This window comes from Methanosarcina mazei S-6 (assembly GCF_000970205.1).
GTDB classification, from domain to species: domain Archaea; phylum Halobacteriota; class Methanosarcinia; order Methanosarcinales; family Methanosarcinaceae; genus Methanosarcina; species Methanosarcina mazei.
Genome location: NZ_CP009512.1, coordinates 415,265 through 436,103, shown reverse-complemented (window position 1 = coordinate 436,103; position 20,839 = coordinate 415,265). Strand labels below are relative to the sequence as shown.

Below are 20,839 nucleotides of genomic sequence, written 5' to 3'. Positions count from 1 at the left end.
TATTCCCACCTTATCTATCGTTTAATTAATTATATTGAATTGTTCCATCTTTTACCAGGATGACCCTATCAGCAAATTTTGCGATCTCGGGGTCGTGTGTAACTATTACGACTGTCCTTCCGTCCTTATTTAAATCCATAAATATGTTAAGGATTTCAAAGCCTGTTTTCGAGTCCAGGTTTCCAGTCGGTTCATCCGCAAGAAGAATTGAAGGATCATTGATGAGTGCCCTTGCAATTGAGACTCTCTGCGATTGACCCCCAGAAAGCTCTCCAGGCCTGTGGCGCATGCGGTCCTTCAGTCCCATAATACTGAGAAGTTCCTTTGCACGCTTTTGCGGATCTGTGCTCCTTGAATTAGCAAAAGTAGGAAGCAAAACATTCTCGAAAGCGGTCAATCGAGGGACCAGATTGAATGTTTGAAAAACAAAACCTATTTCAAGCCCCCGGAGGCGGGCAAGCTCTTCATCGGACATCCCATCCAGATCTCTTCCTTTTATAAGGACCTGACCTTCAGTAGGCCTATCAAGGCAGCCTATAAGGTTCATAAGAGTGCTTTTTCCAGAACCTGAAGGGCCTACAATCGCGAGAAATTCTCCTTTTTCGATTCGAAGGGAAATATTTGAAAGTACAGGGACTTCCATCTTCCCAAGCATATAACTTTTCCTGACGTTAGAAACCTCAACTATAGGCGACTTATCATCAGGTAAACTATTTTCATTAATGTTCACATCCCTCCCCCCAATGATTACTGAGATATGATCAGAAAGAAAATTACATAAAATAATCTCAATTGTTTTTTTACTCCTTATGTAAGAAAGTCCATTTTAACCTATGCTCTCTTAATTTATTTATAAAGTTGGAGTCAATATCTAACAGTTCATTATTTATGTCTTCCAGCGTGGGTGTCGGAGCTTAATTCTTAAAGTAAGCATTTAGTCCACTGTTTTGGACTCTTCAACAGATCATTAAGATCAGTCTTTCTTATTAAAACGGAAATAAAAACAGTAGTAACTTTTGACAGCAGAAAATAGAGAATTTACAGGTTATTTCTGAAAACAAAAGGTTTGCAGAAATTTAAATTCTTATCCAGGTCATAGATTTGGAATTTTAAGCCCTTTTCCTGGAGGATTCAAGGCACATATGTCAAATAGAAAACTGTGATCGCTGACGAGGTCAGTTTCAAAAAGTTGTCCTGAAATAAGAGAGGAGCAGAAAAATATTTATTCAAAATTCAGAACTTTAATAAACGTCCACCATTTATAATTGTAAAAAATATATAATTAGTTGTCCAATACATTTTATCTAAATTTTTAAGAACTATGATTTGTAAGGATGTCTAGTTCTATTCAATTTATATAAGCTGATATATATAGCTAAGTATGCTCACTGCCACTTAGAAATTAGAACTGTAAATTTAAATAGAACAGAAATTTCCAAAAATAATTTCTGTGAGTGGCTGGCAGAGTAACATTATGGGGGGGTTGGTAAAGAAAGCTTTAAGCAAGCTTTTCGAAGAAGTGTTACTCAAAAGAGTATACATAGGCATCGGTATTGAAACAATACAAACAAGGAGGAAACCAATATGCCATTCGGCTTTATAATCAACCTTGATACATTCCTTCAGCTCATATTTAACTTCAACCTGGGAATGTTCTTCGGCTTCTAATCGAATTCGATAGATTGAATCTGAGTTCAAATCCAGATTCAGCCGATATAAGATATGAATGTATAGATTTGCAAAGCAACCTGTGTAAGATTCATTTACCGGATATAACCGGGATGCAAAGAAAGTCATAAAGGGCAATTGGGAGTGCAGTGAATCCCTGGACCAATTGCAGACGGATGTATAACGGGAATGAACAAAATAAAAGAAAAGAATGGAGTGAAAGATATGTTCCTCAGCTTATTCTATAAGGCTGTAGAAATCGCCTACACATCTACCGTCTTCAAGTTCTTTTACTGTATGTAATTGAGCTATGATGGGAAAACTACCAGGCTATAAGGGGCTATGTGCTCCGGGCCCGATAGAGCGGGTATAACGGGAAATGAACAAAATAAAGGAAAAGAATGGAGTGAAAGATATGATCCTTAGCATTTTCTATAAGACTGTATCAGTAGTCTACAATTCCACAGTCTTCCAGCTCTTTTACTGTATGTAATTGAGCTATAAGGGGGAACTGCAAGGGCTATTAAAGGAGTTGTGTACTCAGAGTCCATTGCAGAGTGTATAACGGGGAATGAACAAAATAAAGGAAAAGAATGGAGTGAAAGATATGATCCTTAGCATTTTCTATAAGACCACCGAAATCGTCTACAAATCCACCGTCCTCAAGTTCTTTTACTGTATGTAATTAAGCAGCAGAATTAATAAACCGTAAAAATAACATGTACAAAGTTGCCTGTTTCTCAGGCAATTTTGTCTTTAAAAAATAAATATATAACTATTACTTTTTTACATATTAACTATTTTTTTAAAAATTTACGTTTTCATTTCTGTATTAACCTTTGAATGTGTTCATCCAGATATGAGATAAAATATATGAATAAAATCAGAATGTACATTTAAAAGATCATCATTTTAAAAAAAGAGAATGCTTTTCGAACATTAAAATATTTTTACATGATTTATGTTCAAATATTCAGGGGATTAATAAAAGGAGAGAGGGGCATGAGCATGATAATTACTTAACCTGGGGAGACATTCTGTGACCAAATTCTTAAAGACTACTTTTTGTAAGGAGTAGATGTTCTTCACATTATATATAAATTCATAATATACCTGTATATTGATGTTCTTTTAATTCCTAAAATTGGATTATCCAATTTTAAAAAAGAAAGAATATCAAAATATCGTCTTTAATTAAATATGGATTATCTGGAGAGGGGATTAAAAAAGATTAAGTATCTTAATCTTTTTAGCTGGATATCTCTACAATTGTCTAATATGTATTGTACCAAAACACGCCTTTGAGAGTAAAACAGATCTCCGCAAATATAAAGTACAAGAGGGGGTTGGCGAAGAAAGCTAAGAAGTTACTCAAAATTTGATTCAGTGTGATTTCAAGGGCTGATCTCAGAACTCTAATTTATTTCTTTAAGGTTTAGAGTTGGAGAACCAATCAAGTTTCGGATAAGAAAAAATAACCCTGATAATAGTATATAATATATAATCCAGAATAAATTTAGTTTGAGATGAGCTCTAAGGGGATGGTTTTGAACAAAAGATAAAAGTGTTTTAGGAGTGGAGGGAATTATATGTTTCTCTATTTAAACTATACAAAGATAAGTCTTTACCTAGAAATAGTACATTTGAAAATATTACAGATGAGCGGTTATGGAACCCTCAACAGGTAATGAGTCATAGATGTCTACAGATTGGCCTTTGAATAATGAAATAGTGCGGCTTATAGACATATTCAACAGCAGTAGTATCCATACTATTTCATTATTTCACTGGCAACAGGCAGGCAAGAACACTGGTATAAGAGAGATTGGGAAGTAAAGTGAGTAAAGAGCTTCAGCCGGAATAAATCCATTTCAATTAACAATTTCCTCCTGAGTCAATAAATTAAAATATGGATTTATTCCAGTTGAAGGAAAATTCCTGAAATTATGATAAGTAACAAAGGAATTAAGAAGACAGAGGTATTAAGAAGAACCTCATAAAGATTAAGAAAAAATCAAATATAAAAATTATAATTTTTGAATTATACTTTTAAGGCAAAGTTTCCTGAAAAAGACTTTAATTAATTCTTATTAACCAATTAGGATTTTCAGAGCCCTCTGATTTTCAGGATCAGATAATAAGCATCTTCAGCTGTTCTACTTCTCATATGTGTCCTTATTATCAGCTTCCGGGAAGAAGCTGTAACTCGTGATGTTACTGCCAGGAATATGTTACTGCCAGAAATATGTTACTGCCGGGAATATATTAGTAGCATACTTAAGAAGGCTCTGCAGATATCCTCTGAAATAAAGAATCTCCATTAATGTGAACCGAGTGGCTTTATATGCTTTTACTTAATAATTTTCAGCCTCATATAGCTGATTTAGATAGGTTTTCTACATAACTCTTAAGAAAGAAACTCTTGTGCTTAAAGAAATCTTTCTTAATCCACACAGATTTCATTAATTCTGTTTTTCATTACAATTATATTTAATATTGTGACCGCTTTTGACTTGTTAATGTCCTGCTTTTTATTATTCTGCTTTTTATTATTCTGCTTTTTATTATTCTGCTTTTTATTATTCTGCTTTTTATTGTACTGCTTTCTGTTCTGAAATGGTAGAAATGAAGTAATTTAAGAAAAGTATTCAGGTATTATTCCCTGACCCGCTTAACAAGAAACTGACGTCTTAACAGAAACGCTTCTTAAATATAGACTCCGCTTATCCTTAAAACCAAAACTTAGAGAAGGGGTTAAAAACCCAGAAATAATCTCAAAATCAATGACTGAATAACCTGCTTTTATACTATGGAACTTTTTAAAGAAGAGAACGTTGATATCAAAAAAAGATAAAAATACCATAGAACAGATTAAAACTATCATTTTGCAAACAATATGGCAACTAAAAAATGAAAAAAAGATTTTGTAAATATTTATACGTCTACTTTATTGAACCTCCAGAGTGAAATGGCTAGCATTGATAGGGCAAAGAATAAAAGGCCCAGGAAAGACACGCCTATGTCTGTTGCAGTGTAAATGTAGTGATTACCTATTACAGAGAAATTGTCCCCTAAAGCAAAATAGCGGATTCCATTTGCCAGAAGGGTCAGTGGATTAAACATAGAAAGAAACTTCAGAAAACTAGGGAAAGCATCAACCGGATATAACGCATTGCTTACAAAGAAAAGGGGCATACTGAGCAGGGTAAGTATAGACTGCATTCCCTCAGGGTTCTCTATGGTTATAGCAATGGAGCCGGACAGGAAAAGGAAACCCAGAGTAAAAATCCCTACAAGTAGGAAAATGCCTGCCATTGCGAAAAGCGTTTCGGCAAGTGTATACCCTGTAAAGAAATCCATTCCAATCAATTTCCCAAATCCTATTATCATGGCAGTTTGAATAAATGCTTTTGTCACACCGGAAAGCCCGACACCTAGAATAATGTGAACTCTGGGAACCGGGCTTGCAAGAGTTTCCCTCAGCAGACTAAACTTTTTATCAAACATAAGGCTGGTTCCACCAAAAAGGCTGCTGAACAATACGTCCATGGCAATGATTCCTGCCCCCATATAAGAGAGATAACTGACGTTTCGGACTCCTTCAACAGGAGGAATAAGAGAGGTCAGCTGGTCAAAACTATCTGACATTGCAAGCCCGAAAAAAGCCAGCCACATTACAGGCTGAATTAACGAACTGAATAGCATGGACTTGTACCTGAAGAATTTTACCATATCTCTCCAGTATATTGCACGGAATTCAAAGTTCATTCAGATGCCCCCAGGACCTCTATTCCTTCGGGTTTTTCCTGTGGTTCCCCTTCCCTTAAACCATGTCCGGTATAGTGAACGAAAACGTCATCCATTGAAGGTTTCTTTATATTCACGGTCGTGATTTCTAACCCTGCCTTTCTGATCTGTTCTATGATCTGGGGAAGTACGTGAGTAACGTCTTCTCCTATCATAACTCTCAGCGATTTTGTATCTTCGGTTACGGTTTTTACTGATTTAATAGCCCTTAAAATATCTGCAGCAATTTTATTATCACTGGTTTCCAGATAAATAAGATCTTTACCGAGCTTGTTCTTTAATTCGTCTGCAGTTCCGGTTACAATAATCTTCCCGTGATCTATTATACTGATCCTGTCGCTGAGCTGGTCGGCCTCTTCCATATAATGAGTGGTAAGGAATATCGTAGTGCCCTCTCTCTTAATCTCTCTCAAATATTCCCACATTCTCATTCTTGTCTGGATATCAAAACCTATTGTGGGCTCATCCAGGAAGAGGACTGCAGGTTTTGTCATCAATCCCCTCGCAAGCTCAAGCCTTCGCTTCATACCACCGCTAAGATCTTTTGCCAGAGTATCTTTTTTATGCTCCAGCTCAGTTAGTATTAAGAGCTCTTCTATACGCTTTTTTCTTTCATTTTTTGGCATTGAATATATTTTACCGTGGTATTCGAGATTCTCACATACAGTCATTTCATGGTCAAGGCAAAGCATCTGAAAAACAATACCTATAGATTTTCGTACAGATTTTGCCTCCTTTGCCACGTCATATCCATTAACCCGGGCTTCCCCTTTCTGGATTTTTCTAAGTGTTGTGAGAATATTGATTACCGTACTCTTGCCCGCACCATTTGGACCTAGAAATGAGAATATTTCCCCTTCTTTTACTGAAAAGCTGATATTATCAACAGCTTTTACAGAGCCATACGAGTGCTCAAGATTATTTACTTCTATGACATTTGCAGTCATCTGTAACCCCCCTTCCCTGATGAATTAATGCACCCCATCACCCTGATTTAACCCCAAATTCCGAGTGACAAGAGAGTTATAAATTTGTTGAAACAATTAAGTTCGGATAAATATCTAGATAGTTTTACACAAGTAGTTGTCTCTCAGTACGCTTATATAATTAGGAAATATTGATTCTAAACTAACTTCCTATAGGCTCATTCTTTTCTGGTTTCATGACATTAAAATGATCTAAGATTCTGTTAAATCCTTTTCTTTTCCTGAATTCAATGCTTGATAACTTTCCTGATTTTACTTTTTCAAAAAACAATTTTTTTCCGATTGATTACTATTAAAATAGGGACTATAAATAAGAAAAAGAAATCTTTATATCATGGAATTTATCGTGAAGTGAATTTAAATATTGCAAAAATTGTCTATTAACCAGAAGGAGTTTCCAGATAAAGTATTTCCAGATGAGGTAATTAGAAAGATCTTTAAAAGTACTGATAAAACTGTTACGAGTAGAATAAAAGTTCATAAATATCCGGAAAAGTTGGGCTCAGAGCTCATTATTTTACATAACAAACTGTTTGTGAACCTGTATTTTTGGAATTGAAATCTGCTTTTACACTAACTTGCCGTGCGCCTAATAGAAAATTATAAATAATATTAGATCTACAACCACTTACCGGTTGCCGATGGAAAAAAGGAGGCAAAGAACGGTATGTCAAAAAATGTACAGAAGATAGAAAAACTGCTGATAGTAATCTGTATGATATTTATAGTGCTGTCTTCACCGGCACTTGCTGTAACGGCAGAAGAAAATGCAGAAGCAATCGAAGGGCTTCAAACTACACTTACATTCTTATGGCTGCTTATAGCAAGCGGACTGGTATTTTTTATGCATGCGGGTTTCTCGCTGGTAGAAACCGGCCTTACCCGGAGTAAAAACACAGCCAATATCCTGATGAAAAACTTCATGACTGTAGTTCTCGGCATTCTCGTCTACTGGGCAGTGGGCTGGGGAGTTATGTATGGAGCTGATGCGGCAGGACTTATAGGGACTGATCAGTTCTTCCTGGCAGGTGCGGATAACGCAACCTGGAACAGCTGGTTCTTCCAGATGGTATTCGCAGCCACAGGCGCAACTATAGTTTCAGGAGCAATGGCTGAGAGGACAAACTTCAAAGCTTACCTTGTTTACTGTGTCCTGATGGTAGCAGTAATCTACCCAATATACGGGCACTGGGTATGGAGCGGAGCTGACACGGCTCTCCTGAGCGGAGCCGATAGCCCGATCGTAAAAGCAATAGGAGTGGCACACCATGACTTTGCAGGTTCCGGAGTGGTGCACTCGATAGGTGGGTATTCTGCCCTTGCAGGCGTACTCCTTGTAGGTGCAAGGATAGGCAAATTCAGGGATGGAAAAGCCATACCGATTCCAGGTCACAACCTGACCATTGCTTTCCTCGGAACTCTGATCCTCGCCCTCGGATGGCTGGGGTTCAACGGAGGGAGCACCCTTAACGCAAACGACCCTTACATGAACCTTGTAGTGGTCAATACTTTCCTGGCAGGTGCTGTTGGAGCTGTCACAACTATGGCAATTACCTGGATGAAAACCGGAAAACCAGATCCATCTCTTACTGCAAACGGTCTTCTCGGAGGGCTTGTGGCAGTCACTGCCCCATGTGGCTCGATATCGAACTGGGGAGCCATAGCAATAGGAATCATTGCCGGGATAATCATCTATGCAGGTGTCATGTTTAACGAGAACAAACTTAAACTGGACGACCCGGTAGGTGCAATTGCCGTACACGGATACTGTGGAACCTGGGGTCTGATCTCTGTCGGGCTCTTCTCGATAGGTATAGGAAACGGCATCCTTGCAGACGCTTCGTATGCCGCCGCGGTTCCCGGACTCTTCTACGGAGGAGGGGTAAGTTTGCTTCTTATCCAGCTAGTGGCAGTTCTGATAACCATTGTCTGGGGCTTTGGATTATCATTTATAATCTTCAAGATCCTCGATGCCGTAATAGGACTCAGGGTATCCGAAGAAGAAGAAATTATGGGCCTTGATATTTGTGAGCACGGAATAAGAGCGTATCCCGAGTATCTGATGAGGGAGGAATAAACATGACCAGGATGTGCAAAATAGAAGCGATCATTAAGCCCCTGAAACTGCACCAGGTAAAAGATGCCCTGGAAGAAGCAGGATTCGCAAGCCTGACAGTTACCGATGTCAAAGGGCGAGGCCAGCAAAAAGGGATCGTACAGCAGTGGAGAGGAAAAAAATACTGTGTAGACCTTCTTCCAAAAACTAAAATAGAAATAGTTGTGCCGGAAGAAAAGATCGAAGAAATAATACAGGTTATCCAGAGTACAGCTTATACCGGAGAAATCGGAGACGGAAAAATCTTCGTAATCCCGATAGAAACCGTGGTCAGGATAAGAACCGGAGAAAGGAACGGAGATGCCCTGTAACCAGGCACCTCTTTATTCTCATTTACATTATTTACCATTGAACAAAGAAACGCTTAAAGAATAAGGCAGATAGACGATGACCGAACTAAAATCAGAAAGCTCGAAATTTGAGATTCCACACGGGTACGGTATGCCCGTAATTAATCTGTATTTCTGGGTAGGGCTGATTTCTGCAGTCCTGCTCAGGGGTATAATTATCGCTGACTACTACAGTGTTTTCTGGGGAAAAGCAATATGGTATCTGGGAATAACAGGTTACCTCTGGTTCTTCGCTCACAGATATCGCGTTGCAAGACGAAGGTTTGCTGTGATTAGAGACCTGAATCTGCTTGAAAAAATAAGAATCAGGCAGAAACTTTCATGCCAGGACTTTGAAGGGCTGGAATATCTTCTCTGGAGCCTTTCAGTTTCAAAAGAGCGTGCAAACTACTATGTAATATTTTTATTCTCGATAATAGCAATTGTTCTATCCCTGAGCCTTGACCTCGGGATTATAAAACTCTGAAAAGGAGCCAGATATAAAGATTCTTTGTAAAAGAATCTTTCAATACTTTTCTATATTCAATTTATTTTCATGAACACGCGATGTCTCGTGTCTCATTAACATACTTGGCTCTGTTGTGTCTCATTAACATACCTGGCTCATTGTGTTTATAAAAAAAAGACCCGGACTGAAGTGAAATAAATATGTAAGATATATATAAATATCTTAATAGGCGATTTTATCTGGGGAATGTTATGGCTGAGATTTTAAGATTATCACCTGCTATCTGTGCGTATCCTGACGAGACATATGAAAATTTGAAGATAGAAGTAGTTCTTCCGGGCGTAGAAAAAGAAAACATTTCTTTTAAGGTTGTAGAAGACGGTTTTTATGTAAAAGCGACCAAAGAAGGAGTTGAGTATACTGACAGCTATGCAGTATGCTGCCCTATAAGCCCTGAGAAAGCTACTGCAACCTATTCAAATGGAGTGCTCAAAGTCAATGTGCCATATCAGCAGCCTTTTGAAAAGGCAGTTGATGTCAAAATAGAATAAATATCACATTTAAAATGACAGCAAGTTTGAAGTCATCAAGCTACAAGATTTTTGGGGAGAGTATTCAATGAAAAATCCCGTGCCCAGAATAATAAAAACTCCAGTTATAGCGATGTATCATGACGATAGACGGGAAGAGCTTACTATAGAGGTTGAACTTTCGGATGTTAAGGACGAGAATATAACTCTTATGATGCATGAAAATAGCTTTTACATAAAAGCTTTCAGTGAAACAGTTGAATATCTGGGATCTTTTTTCCTGGACGGACCTGTAGACCCGGAAAAAGCTGTTGCGGCGAACAATAATGGAATGCTTACGATAAAGGTTCCTTACAAAGAAGGTTTCACCTGTGCAAGATTCATTCATGTAGATTAAAAAGTTGATACCAGAAATTTCGCATAAAGAGAAAAACAGAAAGACTTAATTTTATATCCAATCAATTTTTATTATATTTAATTTGAATCGAATGAACCTATTTTGAAAGTCTATTTTAAGAAATTATTCTGCGAGAGGAGATGCTATGAAAATTGTTAAGTGCGGCGATCTGGGGTTCAGATGCAACTTTATGGCTGCCGGGAATGAACTTGAAGAAGTAGAACAGGCCATGTTTGACCATATAGAAAAAGAACATAAACAAGAACTTGAAAGGATGTCAGAGGACGACATTCACCACCTCAGACATCGAGTATCAACTCTGTTAGGAAGAAGCTGCGGTTGCGGTGCCCTCCATACTGATGATTCCTTTTAACTCAAATCTCATTCTGCCTTGAAGTTCACCCGGATTCTCCGGATATAATCTTTTTTTCAGAATTCATATATTTTTTCAGAACTCATTTTATGAAGCAGGTTGATCCCAGAAATAAATCCCTTCAGAGATATTGTCCTGTACTGAATACTTATTTTTAATACAGATGCTATTTGTGAGGAGCTGTGGGTAGAAAAAAGTAGATGGCTGGTGGGAAGGGAACTATTGATAGAGATATGCATTCATGAATTGAGAACCCAGATCTGGTAATTAAGCAGAGCTGCAAAGCTAACCCAGAGTATATATGGGACGAGGAGAAGGGAAGCAGATTTTGAAATTTTCCAGAACTGGATTATAGTCAGCAGAATTGCAATCCAGAGAACGAGAATCTCAAGAAAGGCATAATAAGGAGACTTTAACCCAAAGAATAACAGGGACCAGAGTGTATTAAGTACCAGCTGTAATCCGAAGAGAAAAACACCTGTTTTGACCTCTTTATGCTGCAGACCTTTTTCCCAAACAAGGTACAGGGAAATTCCCATTAGTGTGTAAAGTGTGGTCCAGACAGGGAAGAAGACCCAGGAAGGAGGGTTGTAAGATGGCTTTTCAAGAAAAATGTACCAGGTATCAAGGGAAGAAGATGTAAATACAGATCCGATTATTCCTGCAAGCTGGCAGATTATTATACAAGCCAGTAATCTGGGAACATTTATTCTCTGAAACATATATGACCTCAATGATATATTGAACTTCAAAGCTCATTAATACTGAGGTTAAAAAAGTTTAACTGTAACTATTCAGGTAGCCTTAACGAGGCTACACATTTTTCCTCGTTCCGAGGAAAAATTGGATATAAAATGATTCCTTTTTAGCTTTATGAAACGTGATGAGATTCTTTCTTACTGTGCTTCAAATCCTGAAATTATTGTAGCTTACATTGAGAGTTTAGAATCTCAAGTTAAAGAACTCACTGAAAGACTTGTAGCCTTAGAATCTCGTTTAAATCAAAACAGTCGTAACAGCAGTCGACCTCCTTCTACTGATTATTTTGTCAAAGAGAAACCTAATCCCAAGAGTCTGCGTAAACCAAGCGGGAAGAAACCTGGAGGTCAGGAAGGTCATCCAGGCACGACTCTTGATATGGTTGATCATCCTGAGTAGGTAATAGAACATTCTTTGACCTGCTGCAAAGAATGCGGATCTACCCTTGAGAATGTTGAAGTTGAAGCTTATGAGAGAAGACAGGTCTTTGACATTCCTCCCGTAAATCTAATTGTTACAGAACATAAAAGTCAGATTAAAACCTGTCCTTGTTGTGGAAAGTTGAATAAAGCCGTTTTTCCCGAATCAGTGAAATATCCGGTTCAGTATGGCCCTAATATTTTAGCTTCAGCTATTTACTGTAAAAATTACCAGTTTGTTCCTTATGATAGAATTTCTGAGTTATTTGAAGACATTATGGGAATAAAAATCTGTCCTGCTACGATAATTAGAGCAGAAAGAGAATGTTTCCAGAATTTAGAGGAATTTGAAAACGTTATTAGAGAGAAGTTATTAGCCTCGCCTGTAATCAATTTTGATGAAACTGGTATGAAGATTGAAGGAAAAAGACACTGGCTTCATGTAGCTTCTAATGAAAAATACACATGTTATTTTGCTCATACAAAAAGAGGAGCAGAAGCAATAGATGCTATGGGAATTCTTCCGAAGTTTAAGGGAGTAGCAGTTCATGATGGATGGAAACCTTACAACGTTTATGATTGTGATCATGCTCTGTGTAACGCTCATTTACAGAGAGAACTTACAGGAATTGAAGAGAACTATAAACAGACATGGGCTAAAGAGATGAATGAACTGCTCACTGAGATGAAGAAATACACTGATGAGTGTAAAGAGCAATTAAGAGAACCTGATTTTGAGCAAATTAAAGCATTGGAAGAAAGGTTTGATGCAATTATCATTAGAGCGCTTGAAGAAAATCCGCATTCTCTAAATCCTGAAAAACAGGGAAAACGCGGTAAAAATCCAAAAACAAAATCAAGGAATCTGCTGGATAGGTTTATAGAACACAAAGAAAAGATTCTGAGATTCCTGACAGATTTGAAAGTTCCATTTGATAATAATCAGGCAGAAAGAGATATCAGGATGATGAAACTACAGCAGAAAATATCGGGAACTTTCAGAAAAGCAATGGGAGCGCAAGCTTTCTGCAGAATTAGGGCGTACATTTCTACAGGAAAAAAGAACGGTTTACCTGTTTTAGAGGGTATTCGTGCGGCGCTCATAGGAGCGCCGTTAACTATACTCTGAGCAGTTACGTTTAACTTTCTCTTTCTGCGTATTTAAGAGTTTTAACAAACTTTTAGAGATAGAAAGTTGAAATTTAAACTTTATTGAGGGATCTATCTCATCTGGAATGAAATTTATATACAGGATATTGAAATATATACAGTAAGTGGGGATGAAGCCATAAATAATTTTATAGTTTGCGAGTTCTGACCGGGTTTCTAAAGTATCTTAGATCCGGGATTTGTAGTAAATTATATATAGTATCAGATAGGTAAATGGTTACCTAATGCCTAGTGAGGATGGAATCAAATGGTGCAGATGAAAAAGTGTACAACTAAAGAAGATGTGTTAGAGGCCGTAAAAGAACGAGACGTGAAGTTTATCCGTACCCAGTTTACGGATACACTCGGCATCATCAAAAGCTGGGCAATTCCTGCGGAACAACTGGAAGAAGCTTTTGAAAACGGTGTAATGTTTGACGGATCTTCAATCCAGGGTTTTACAAGGATTGAAGAATCTGATATGAAACTCGCACTTGACCCTTCAACATTCAGAATCCTGCCCTGGAGACCTGCAACCGGCGCAGTAGCCAGGATTCTCGGAGATGTATATCTTCCTGACGGAAACCCCTTCAAGGGAGACCCGAGATATGTACTTAAGACCGCAATCAAAGAAGCCGAAAAAATGGGCTTCTCAATGAACGTAGGGCCGGAACTTGAGTTTTTCCTGTTCAAGCTTGATGCAAATGGAAACCCGACAACCGAACTTACCGACCAGGGAGGATACTTCGATTTCGCACCCCTCGACCGTGCACAGGATGTCCGCAGAGACATTGACTACGCCCTGGAACACATGGGCTTCCAGATAGAAGCCTCCCATCACGAAGTTGCACCTTCCCAGCATGAAATAGACTTCAGGTTCGGAGACGTGCTTTGCACAGCAGACAATGTTGTGACTTTCAAATACGTGGTAAAATCAATTGCTTACCACAAAGGCTACTATGCCTCCTTCATGCCAAAGCCTCTCTTTGGTGTAAACGGATCAGGTATGCACAGCAACCAGTCCCTTTTTAAGGATGGAAAGAACGTTTTCTATGACCCGGACACTCCAACTAAACTGTCCCAGGATGCAATGTATTATATAGGCGGGCTGTTGAAGCACATCAGAGAATTTACAGCTGTTACGAACCCTGTAGTAAACTCTTACAAGAGACTTGTCCCCGGCTATGAAGCTCCTGTTTATATTTCATGGTCTGCACAAAACAGAAGTTCTCTGATCCGTATCCCGGCAACCAGAGGAAACGGAACAAGAATAGAACTCAGATGTCCGGACCCGGCATGCAACCCTTACCTTGCATTTGCTCTCATGCTCAGAGCTGGCCTTGAGGGGATAAAGAACAAAATTGATCCCGGAGAGCCTACCAACGTAAACATATTCCACCTTTCGGACAAAGAACGCGAAGAGAGAGGAATCCGTTCCCTTCCCGCAGACCTTAAGGAAGCAATCGATGAAATGAAAGGCAGCAAGTTCGTAAAGGAAGCCCTCGGAGAACATGTTTTCAGCCATTACCTCTGTGCAAAAGAGATGGAATGGGACGAATACAAAGCAGTTGTCCACCCCTGGGAACTTTCCAGATATCTCTCTATGCTGTAAATATATAGAAGAAAGATTTGACTTAAGATGTGCCGGAAGGATCTGCTCCAGGCCTTAAAAACGTTTATTAAGGGGTATACTGCCCATTAAGGGATATGTTGCCGGCAGCTGTATCCCTATTTTTTTGAAAAAAATCAGAGAACTTGAGAAAAGAGATTTTATGTAAAAGTTCTTTTTTATGCAGTTAAGAAAAAGAACTGGAAAATAATTTCTGTATAAAAATGCTTTCCCCGAAAAATCATTTTATCTCATTCGGGTATTGACTCTATGGTTACTTTTTTTGATGCGTCTAAGACGGGAAAACAGGATATGCCTGCCGGGAAAGAGATTATAGTCCTGAATAAAAACAATACAAATTGTAGATGGGCATCCAGAAAAGAGAAAAAGGATGCAAAAAAGAACATTGAAGGATTAAAACGACCTGCTTCGCAGTGTTATGTCAGGAAGTTCCGGTTCTGGAAAAAGAAACATATATATATTGTCAAATAGGTACTAAATTACTTACTTCCCTTAGCGGCGACCCTCTCAATTTTACGGAATAGAAAAAACAGAGGCAGGAAAGTTATCACAAATTCAAGTTAATAATATAATCAAACAAAATGGAATTACGTGAAATATCCCTTTAATCTAATACCTGTGAATATTCCTTGAGAACCCAGTTATCCAGCTGGCAAATTTTTTGAACTATTTCTCAAAAATGAGCCGCATAAGTCCTGGGAAATACCCGGAAACGAAGGGATTATTAGAAAATTGCTCTTATCACGCTCATATCTATCCATTTCTAGAGTGATCAAAATGTGTGGAATAATAGGCTTTATAGATCGAACAAAGTCCAGAATGGACGGGTCGGGCATAAAAGCCGCTCTTAGTCTCATGAATGAAAGAGGCAGTGGAGACGGGGCAGGCTATGCTGCATACGGGATTTACCCCGAATATGCGGACTACTATGCTCTTCATGTTTTCTTTGATAACCTGGCTGAACCAAAAAAGAAGGTTGATGAACTCCTCCAGCAGTGGGGAGAAATAGTTCACCAGGAAGAAATTCCGACTACCCCTCAACCAGGAATCAGAAAGGTCCATATCCCCTGGAGATATTTCTTCAAACCCTCGGAAGACCTGATGGCAGGAAGGATGAACTCTGAAAATGATGTTGTAACGTACATAGTCATGGAAGTAAACGCCAATGTAAAAGGCGCCACAATATTTTCCTCCGGCAAAAATATGGGGGTTTTCAAAGCTTCAGGCTGGCCTGAGGATGTAGCAAACTTCTACAGGATTGAAGACTACAAGGGCTATATCTGGCTTGCTCACAACCGCTACCCAACCAACTCTCCGGGCTGGTGGGGAGGAGCTCACCCTTTTAACCTGCTTAACTGGTCAGTAGTGCACAATGGAGAAATTACCTCATACGGCACTAACCAGCGCTATGTCGAGGGGTACGGATACAAATGTACCCTCTTTACCGATACCGAAGTTGTAGCTTACCTTTTCGACCTTCTCGGAAGGCAGCACGAACTCTCCCATGAAATGATCGTCAGGGCTCTTGCCCCTCCGTTCTGGGACGACATAGACAGAATGCCGGAAAAGGAAGCTGAATTAAATAAGGCAGTCCGCCTGACCTATGGGTCTGCCCTTATGAACGGTCCTTTTGCTATTGTTGTCGGCACTGATGAAGGAATTGTAGGATTTACTGACAGAATTAAGCTTCGCCCCCTCGTAGTTGGAGAAAACGGAAGCAAACTTTACATCTCCAGTGAAGAAGCAGCAATAAGGACCCTTGACCCCGAAGTAAAGAGTATTTACACTCCCAGGGCAGGAGAACCCATAATAGGGAGGTTTATCGAATGACGCTCGGAAGTGTACCCCCAAAATTTAAGGTCAGCATTGACCGCGACCAGTGCATGGACTGCGGCCGGTGCATTGAAAACTGTTCCTACGGCGTATACAGGAGAGAAGGCGACAAAATCCTGATAGAATCAAGGAAGTGTACTGCCTGTCTCCGCTGTGTTTCCATGTGCCCCAGGGACGCAATAAGTATTACAGAAAAACCAGTTGACTACCGCAGCCACCCAGTCTGGACAAGGGAAGCCAGAGAAGATATAATCAATCAGGCACGCAGCGGGAAGATCATCCTTTCAGGGATGGGAAATGCCAGAGACCTTCCAATTATCTACGACCGCCTTCTGCTCGATGCCTGCCAGGTTACAAACCCGAGCATTGACCCCCTGAGAGAGCCAATGGAGCTCAGGACCTATATAGGAAAAAAGCCGGCAAAACTCAAATTCAGAAAAACCGAGAGCGGAGATGTCGAGCTGGACACAAAACTTGCTCCAAACCTCAAGCTTGATACCCCTATAATGATCGGACACATGAGCTTCGGGGCTATCAGCCTTAACTCCCAGCTCAGTATGGCAAAAGCCGTAGCAGAGACCGGTACTTTTATGGGGACAGGAGAAGGAGGCCTGCACAAGGATCTCTACCCCTACCAGAATCACATGATTGTCCAGGTAGCTTCAGGCCGTTTCGGAGTAAATATCGACTACCTGGAAAGAGGCGCTGCCATTGAGATCAAGATAGGGCAGGGAGCAAAGCCGGGTATAGGAGGGCACCTCCCCGGAGAAAAGGTAAACGATGAAGTTTCCAGAACCCGTATGATCCCACTTGGAAGCGATGCAATCAGCCCTGCTCCTCACCACGATATTTACAGTATCGAAGATCTCGTCCAGCTCATCAGAAGCCTGAAAGAAGCGACCGAATGGAAAAAGCCTGTCTTTGTAAAGATTGCAGCCGTGCACAATGTGGCTCCTATAGCTGCGGGCATTGCAAGGTCCTCAGCAGATGCAGTGGTCATTGACGGGTTCCGTGGCGGGACCGGGGCAGCCCCGAAAGTATTCAGGGACCATGTAGGAATCCCCATCGAAGCAGCAATTGCAAGCGTTGACCAGAAACTGAGGGACCAGGGTGTAAGGAACGAGATTTCCATCATCGCAAGCGGCGGTATAAGAAGCAGCGCTGACCTTGCCAAGTCAATAGCTCTCGGAGCAGATGCAGTCTATATAGGAACTGCCGCTCTTGTTGCTCTCGGATGCAGAGTATGTGGCAACTGTTACAGAAACCTCTGCCCATGGGGAATTGCTACCCAGCGCCCGGACCTTGTAAGCAGGCTTGACCCGGAAGCCGGAGCAGCACAGGTTTCAAACCTTATACACGGATGGACCCTGGAACTCAGCGAACTTATGGGTGCAGCAGGCATCAACAGTATAGAGAGCCTGCGCGGAAACAGGGACCGCCTGCGAGGATATATGCTGGATGAAGGAATGCTTAAAATCCTGGATGTACTGCCAGCGGGGGCCTGAACATGAAGACAGTAAGAATTGATGCCAGGTGTATGCACTACACCCCCTTAAACCAAAAAATAAGGGCTGCAGTTGCAGACGGGGCAGAAGAGATCATCCTCGATAATGTGCTCGGCCAGCGCTTCATAGGCGACGGGGTAAGAGGCAATGTCCGCATCATAATCAACGGAGTTCCCGGAGGAGACCTCGGGATGTTCATGAGCGGGCCTACCTGCATAGTTAACGGAAACGCCGAACACGCCCCAGGGAATACAATGGACAGCGGCATGCTTGTTATCCATGGAAGCGCCGGGGATGCAGTCGCTCACAGCATGAGGGGCGGCAAGGTATTCATAAGGAACAATATCGGCTACCGTGGCGGCATCCATATGAAGCAGTATGAAATGGAAGCCAGACCCGTACTTGTCGTTGGAGGCACAGCCCATTCCTTCCTGGGAGAATACATGGCAGGAGGCCTTGTTCTTGTCCTCGGGATCGGCAAAGAGAAAGCCATGACAGACAGGGGCATAGGAAGCGGAATCCACGGTGGAGAAATTATCATCCGCGGAGAAGTGGATGATTACCTGCTCGGAGTCGGAGCCAAGAAATTCAAATTTACGGAAGAAGACCTTGAACGCATATCTCCGATAATAAAGAGTTTTTGTGAGCAGTTCGGGTATGACCCCGCGGAGTTCCTGGACACTAACTATACAAGGATCGGACCTGCAAGCAGCCGGCCTTTTGCAAGCAAATACGTCTGGGAGTGATCAGAAATGGCAGAAAAGAAACCAATAAGCAAAAGTTACCTTGACCTGAAATCAAAAGTCTGGGACACAGGACTCTGCTCAGGCTGCGGAGCCTGCATTGCAGTCTGCCCTGCTGATGCCCTGTACTTCGAAACAGGCGGCGATTCCACACACCCGAAAAGCAACAATTACTGTAAAGCTGCTGTTGATGATGTGCCCTGTGGAGCCTGCTATGAAGTGTGCCCGAGGCTTGACGAACAACCTTCAAGCCTGCTAGGGGACTACCTGAAAATCACTGCCGGAAAAGCCGAGTTCGATATCCCGAGAAAACAGAGCGGAGGGGCCGTCACTGCAATCCTTGCAAATGCTCTCGACACCGGCCTCGTGGACGCCGTGGTTACGGTTACTGAAGACCCCTGGACTCTCAAGCCGCGCTCTATGGTAATTACCAGGAGTGAAGCCCTCATTGGCCAGGCAGGAAGCCGCTATAACTGGTGGGTCCCTCTTGTCTCTTCCCTCAAGGAAGCGGTTATAAACAAGAAGTACAGGAACATTGCAGTTGTCGGAGTGCCCTGCGTTATCCAGGCTGTCCGCAAGATGCTTGAGTCCGACCACCAGCTGGTCAGCCCCTACAAGAAGTCAATCCGCTTCGTACTCGGGCTCTTCTGTACCGAAAACTTCGACTACGAAAAACTCGTTGCTGGCAAGCTGAAAAGCGAGTATGCACTCGAGCCAATGAAAGTCTGCCGCATTGATGTTAAAGGCAAGCTCGAAATCACACTTAATGACGGGACCCAGTATGTGATTCCTCTTACCGAACTTGAGGACACGGTACGCCCGGGATGCAGTGTCTGTACGGACTTTACCGCTCTTAAGTCCGACATTTCTGCCGGTTCGGTAGGCAGTCCCGACGGTTACACAACCCTGATCGTCCGCACCCTTGTAGGGCAGCACCTCCTTGACAGCGCAGTTGCTAGTGGGAAGCTGAGTTTAGACGGCGAAGTCAGCCTTGGCATTATTGAGAAGCTTGCAAAGAAAAAGATGGCAAGAAAGCCGGAGTAACTAGTAAACTTAAAGGTGAAGTTTCAGGCTTCATCTTTATTTCATTTTTTTGTGCTTTTTTGACTTTCACATTTGTGTAATTTTGCCTGTTATTTCCCACACACATTTCTGCCATGAATTAAATATACTAAAATTAAAGATGTGCTCCTGTGGCCAATCTTCTCCGAATGCATTAATTTTCATACAAAGCATATGTACCGGATACGCTGCTTCGTCTCACCATTAAGGTTTCATTAGCATAATATTCTGGACCATATCGACCGTACCATAAGGTGTAGTTCCCATGAGGTATAACCTGCCCCAGAACAGCACTGACTTTTAAGTTGCCTGTGGCATTAACATTTGTTATAATTTCATTCATATACAGACCCCTGTATTCCCTGGACCATTCATTGGGGTCATTATTTGCCTGCAGATGGACATAGAAAGATACCGATCCTTCTCCAAGATTATCGCTTACGTAGACATAGCTGTCATACGTCGGATTCGAGGCATATTTAATGTATTCTCCATAGGAGACTACAGAAATATTAGAAACGTTTTCAACTGGGAATAATATCGGGCTCCCATTATTTATGGGATCGAAAATGTCGAAGTAGTCAGCAACAAAATCTGCACTATAAGAGATATCTTCGAGCCTTGTCTCGTTTGTTCTGAATCCAAGCATATATCCTTTATCGGTTTCTGCAGTGAAAGTTGTCCAGTTCCCGTTTATTGTTTTGTTATCAAAAACTTCCGTTGCATTTTCAAAATAGGGGCCTTTGCGGTGTTTTTCAGGCCAGTTGTTGATTTCATGCATCAGCTCCTGGGTGAAATAAGGATCTTTCTGAGCCGGGGGAGTAAATAGTTTGCCTTCTTTTGTCGCAGGAATCGGAACCATTACTACAGTAGTTCCCTCTACCTCCCTTCCGGAAAGATTTCCCACACTAACCTGATATATGCAATAATATCTTTGGCCCCTATCTCTCCAATCTATTGCATCCATGTAAATAGCATGAGTAAATATGCCCCCAACAAAAAGAATAATAAGTATAGCTATGAATAGCAAATTTCTTTTTCTCACTATTACTCACCCAGATTAT

17 protein-coding genes and 1 pseudogene are annotated in these 20,839 nt (G+C 40.9%); 13 read left to right on the top strand and 5 right to left on the bottom strand.

What is annotated here, in order from left to right:
- Window positions 1-25: 25 nt before the first annotated feature.
- The 3 genes from MSMAS_RS01865 to MSMAS_RS01850 form a co-directional block, all read right to left on the bottom strand.
- The gene (locus tag MSMAS_RS01865; protein ID WP_011032903.1) at window positions 26-730 is read right to left on the bottom strand and encodes an ABC transporter ATP-binding protein; all 705 of its coding nucleotides are present in this window, start codon (window positions 728-730) and stop codon (window positions 26-28) included.
- Between the two features lie 3,872 nt (window positions 731-4,602).
- Window positions 4,603-5,436, bottom strand: coding sequence for an ABC transporter permease (locus tag MSMAS_RS01855; protein ID WP_011032905.1), 834 nt, complete (start codon window positions 5,434-5,436; stop codon window positions 4,603-4,605).
- On the bottom strand, window positions 5,433-6,422 hold the full coding sequence (locus MSMAS_RS01850; RefSeq protein WP_011032906.1) for an ATP-binding cassette domain-containing protein: 990 nt from the start codon (window positions 6,420-6,422) through the stop codon (window positions 5,433-5,435). The genes MSMAS_RS01855 and MSMAS_RS01850 overlap by 4 nt, the downstream gene beginning before the upstream one ends.
- Before the next feature lie 706 nt (window positions 6,423-7,128).
- Here MSMAS_RS01850 and MSMAS_RS01840 point away from each other — a divergent pair.
- The 6 genes from MSMAS_RS01840 to MSMAS_RS01815 all read left to right on the top strand — a co-directional run bounded on the left by MSMAS_RS01840 (window position 7,129) and on the right by MSMAS_RS01815 (window position 10,675).
- Window positions 7,129-8,538: an ammonium transporter gene (locus MSMAS_RS01840; protein ID WP_048037700.1), complete on the top strand. Its 1,410-nt coding sequence runs from the start codon at window positions 7,129-7,131 to the stop codon at window positions 8,536-8,538.
- Between the two features lie 2 nt (window positions 8,539-8,540).
- The gene (locus MSMAS_RS01835) at window positions 8,541-8,888 is read left to right on the top strand and encodes a P-II family nitrogen regulator (protein ID WP_011032908.1); all 348 of its coding nucleotides are present in this window, start codon (window positions 8,541-8,543) and stop codon (window positions 8,886-8,888) included.
- 76 nt (window positions 8,889-8,964) lie between these two features.
- Entirely contained in the window at window positions 8,965-9,393 is a 429-nt protein-coding gene (locus tag MSMAS_RS01830) for a hypothetical protein (RefSeq protein WP_011032909.1), read from the top strand.
- A gap of 233 nt (window positions 9,394-9,626) precedes the next feature.
- Window positions 9,627-9,926: an Hsp20/alpha crystallin family protein gene (locus MSMAS_RS01825; protein ID WP_011032910.1), complete on the top strand. Its 300-nt coding sequence runs from the start codon at window positions 9,627-9,629 to the stop codon at window positions 9,924-9,926.
- A 67-nt stretch (window positions 9,927-9,993) separates the two neighbouring features.
- A complete protein-coding gene (locus MSMAS_RS01820) occupies window positions 9,994-10,302 on the top strand; it encodes an Hsp20/alpha crystallin family protein (protein WP_011032911.1) in 309 nt (102 codons plus the stop codon).
- A gap of 145 nt (window positions 10,303-10,447) precedes the next feature.
- Window positions 10,448-10,675, top strand: a complete 228-nt coding sequence (locus MSMAS_RS01815; protein WP_011032912.1) for a DUF1059 domain-containing protein — start codon at window positions 10,448-10,450, stop codon at window positions 10,673-10,675.
- 239 nt (window positions 10,676-10,914) lie between these two features.
- Here the strand turns inward: MSMAS_RS01815 and MSMAS_RS01810 are convergent, their stop codons facing one another.
- A complete protein-coding gene (locus MSMAS_RS01810) occupies window positions 10,915-11,397 on the bottom strand; it encodes a TspO/MBR family protein (protein ID WP_015411483.1) in 483 nt (160 codons plus the stop codon).
- A 151-nt stretch (window positions 11,398-11,548) separates the two neighbouring features.
- Between MSMAS_RS01810 and MSMAS_RS01800 the strand changes: the two are divergent.
- From MSMAS_RS01800 to MSMAS_RS01770, 7 genes and pseudogenes are all read left to right on the top strand, one after another.
- A pseudogene (locus MSMAS_RS01800) lies at window positions 11,549-12,982 on the top strand (IS66-like element ISMma14 family transposase).
- Between the two features lie 288 nt (window positions 12,983-13,270).
- Complete coding sequence (gene glnA / locus MSMAS_RS01795) at window positions 13,271-14,614, top strand: type I glutamate--ammonia ligase (protein ID WP_011032914.1); 1,344 nt, start codon at window positions 13,271-13,273, stop codon at window positions 14,612-14,614.
- Between the two features lie 267 nt (window positions 14,615-14,881).
- Window positions 14,882-15,103, top strand: a complete 222-nt coding sequence (locus MSMAS_RS01790; protein WP_011032915.1) for a hypothetical protein — start codon at window positions 14,882-14,884, stop codon at window positions 15,101-15,103.
- A 306-nt stretch (window positions 15,104-15,409) separates the two neighbouring features.
- Window positions 15,410-16,462 carry a class II glutamine amidotransferase gene (locus tag MSMAS_RS01785; protein ID WP_015411484.1) on the top strand — a complete coding sequence of 351 codons (1,053 nt, stop codon included), beginning with the start codon at window positions 15,410-15,412 and terminating at the stop codon, window positions 16,460-16,462.
- Window positions 16,459-17,970 (top strand): glutamate synthase-related protein, encoded by a 1,512-nt coding sequence (locus tag MSMAS_RS01780; RefSeq protein ID WP_011032917.1) that lies wholly within the window; start codon window positions 16,459-16,461, stop codon window positions 17,968-17,970. The genes MSMAS_RS01785 and MSMAS_RS01780 overlap by 4 nt, the downstream gene beginning before the upstream one ends.
- A gap of 2 nt (window positions 17,971-17,972) precedes the next feature.
- Window positions 17,973-18,716, top strand: a complete 744-nt coding sequence (locus MSMAS_RS01775) for a GltB/FmdC/FwdC-like GXGXG domain-containing protein (RefSeq protein WP_011032918.1) — start codon at window positions 17,973-17,975, stop codon at window positions 18,714-18,716.
- A 6-nt stretch (window positions 18,717-18,722) separates the two neighbouring features.
- Window positions 18,723-19,757, top strand: coding sequence for a Coenzyme F420 hydrogenase/dehydrogenase, beta subunit C-terminal domain (locus MSMAS_RS01770; protein WP_011032919.1), 1,035 nt, complete (start codon window positions 18,723-18,725; stop codon window positions 19,755-19,757).
- Between the two features lie 172 nt (window positions 19,758-19,929).
- On the opposite strand, the gene MSMAS_RS01765 is transcribed toward MSMAS_RS01770, so the two are convergent.
- Entirely contained in the window at window positions 19,930-20,820 is an 891-nt protein-coding gene (locus MSMAS_RS01765) for a hypothetical protein (protein ID WP_226987693.1), read from the bottom strand.
- Window positions 20,821-20,839: the final 19 nt, after the last annotated feature.

Coding starts and splice junctions, on each gene's coding strand:
- MSMAS_RS01850 (WP_011032906.1), bottom strand. CDS start 6,422: ATGACTGCAAATGTCATAGAAGTAAATAATCTTGAGCACTCGTATGGC.
- MSMAS_RS01815 (WP_011032912.1), top strand. CDS start 10,448: ATGAAAATTGTTAAGTGCGGCGATCTGGGGTTCAGATGCAACTTTATG.
- MSMAS_RS01835 (WP_011032908.1), top strand. CDS start 8,541: ATGACCAGGATGTGCAAAATAGAAGCGATCATTAAGCCCCTGAAACTG.
- MSMAS_RS01780 (WP_011032917.1), top strand. CDS start 16,459: ATGACGCTCGGAAGTGTACCCCCAAAATTTAAGGTCAGCATTGACCGC.
- MSMAS_RS01830 (WP_011032909.1), top strand. CDS start 8,965: ATGACCGAACTAAAATCAGAAAGCTCGAAATTTGAGATTCCACACGGG.
- MSMAS_RS01790 (WP_011032915.1), top strand. CDS start 14,882: ATGGTTACTTTTTTTGATGCGTCTAAGACGGGAAAACAGGATATGCCT.
- MSMAS_RS01785 (WP_015411484.1), top strand. CDS start 15,410: ATGTGTGGAATAATAGGCTTTATAGATCGAACAAAGTCCAGAATGGAC.
- MSMAS_RS01810 (WP_015411483.1), bottom strand. CDS start 11,397: ATGTTTCAGAGAATAAATGTTCCCAGATTACTGGCTTGTATAATAATC.
- glnA (WP_011032914.1), top strand. CDS start 13,271: ATGGTGCAGATGAAAAAGTGTACAACTAAAGAAGATGTGTTAGAGGCC.
- MSMAS_RS01840 (WP_048037700.1), top strand. CDS start 7,129: ATGTCAAAAAATGTACAGAAGATAGAAAAACTGCTGATAGTAATCTGT.
- MSMAS_RS01825 (WP_011032910.1), top strand. CDS start 9,627: ATGGCTGAGATTTTAAGATTATCACCTGCTATCTGTGCGTATCCTGAC.
- MSMAS_RS01855 (WP_011032905.1), bottom strand. CDS start 5,436: ATGAACTTTGAATTCCGTGCAATATACTGGAGAGATATGGTAAAATTC.
- MSMAS_RS01770 (WP_011032919.1), top strand. CDS start 18,723: ATGGCAGAAAAGAAACCAATAAGCAAAAGTTACCTTGACCTGAAATCA.
- MSMAS_RS01820 (WP_011032911.1), top strand. CDS start 9,994: ATGAAAAATCCCGTGCCCAGAATAATAAAAACTCCAGTTATAGCGATG.
- MSMAS_RS01775 (WP_011032918.1), top strand. CDS start 17,973: ATGAAGACAGTAAGAATTGATGCCAGGTGTATGCACTACACCCCCTTA.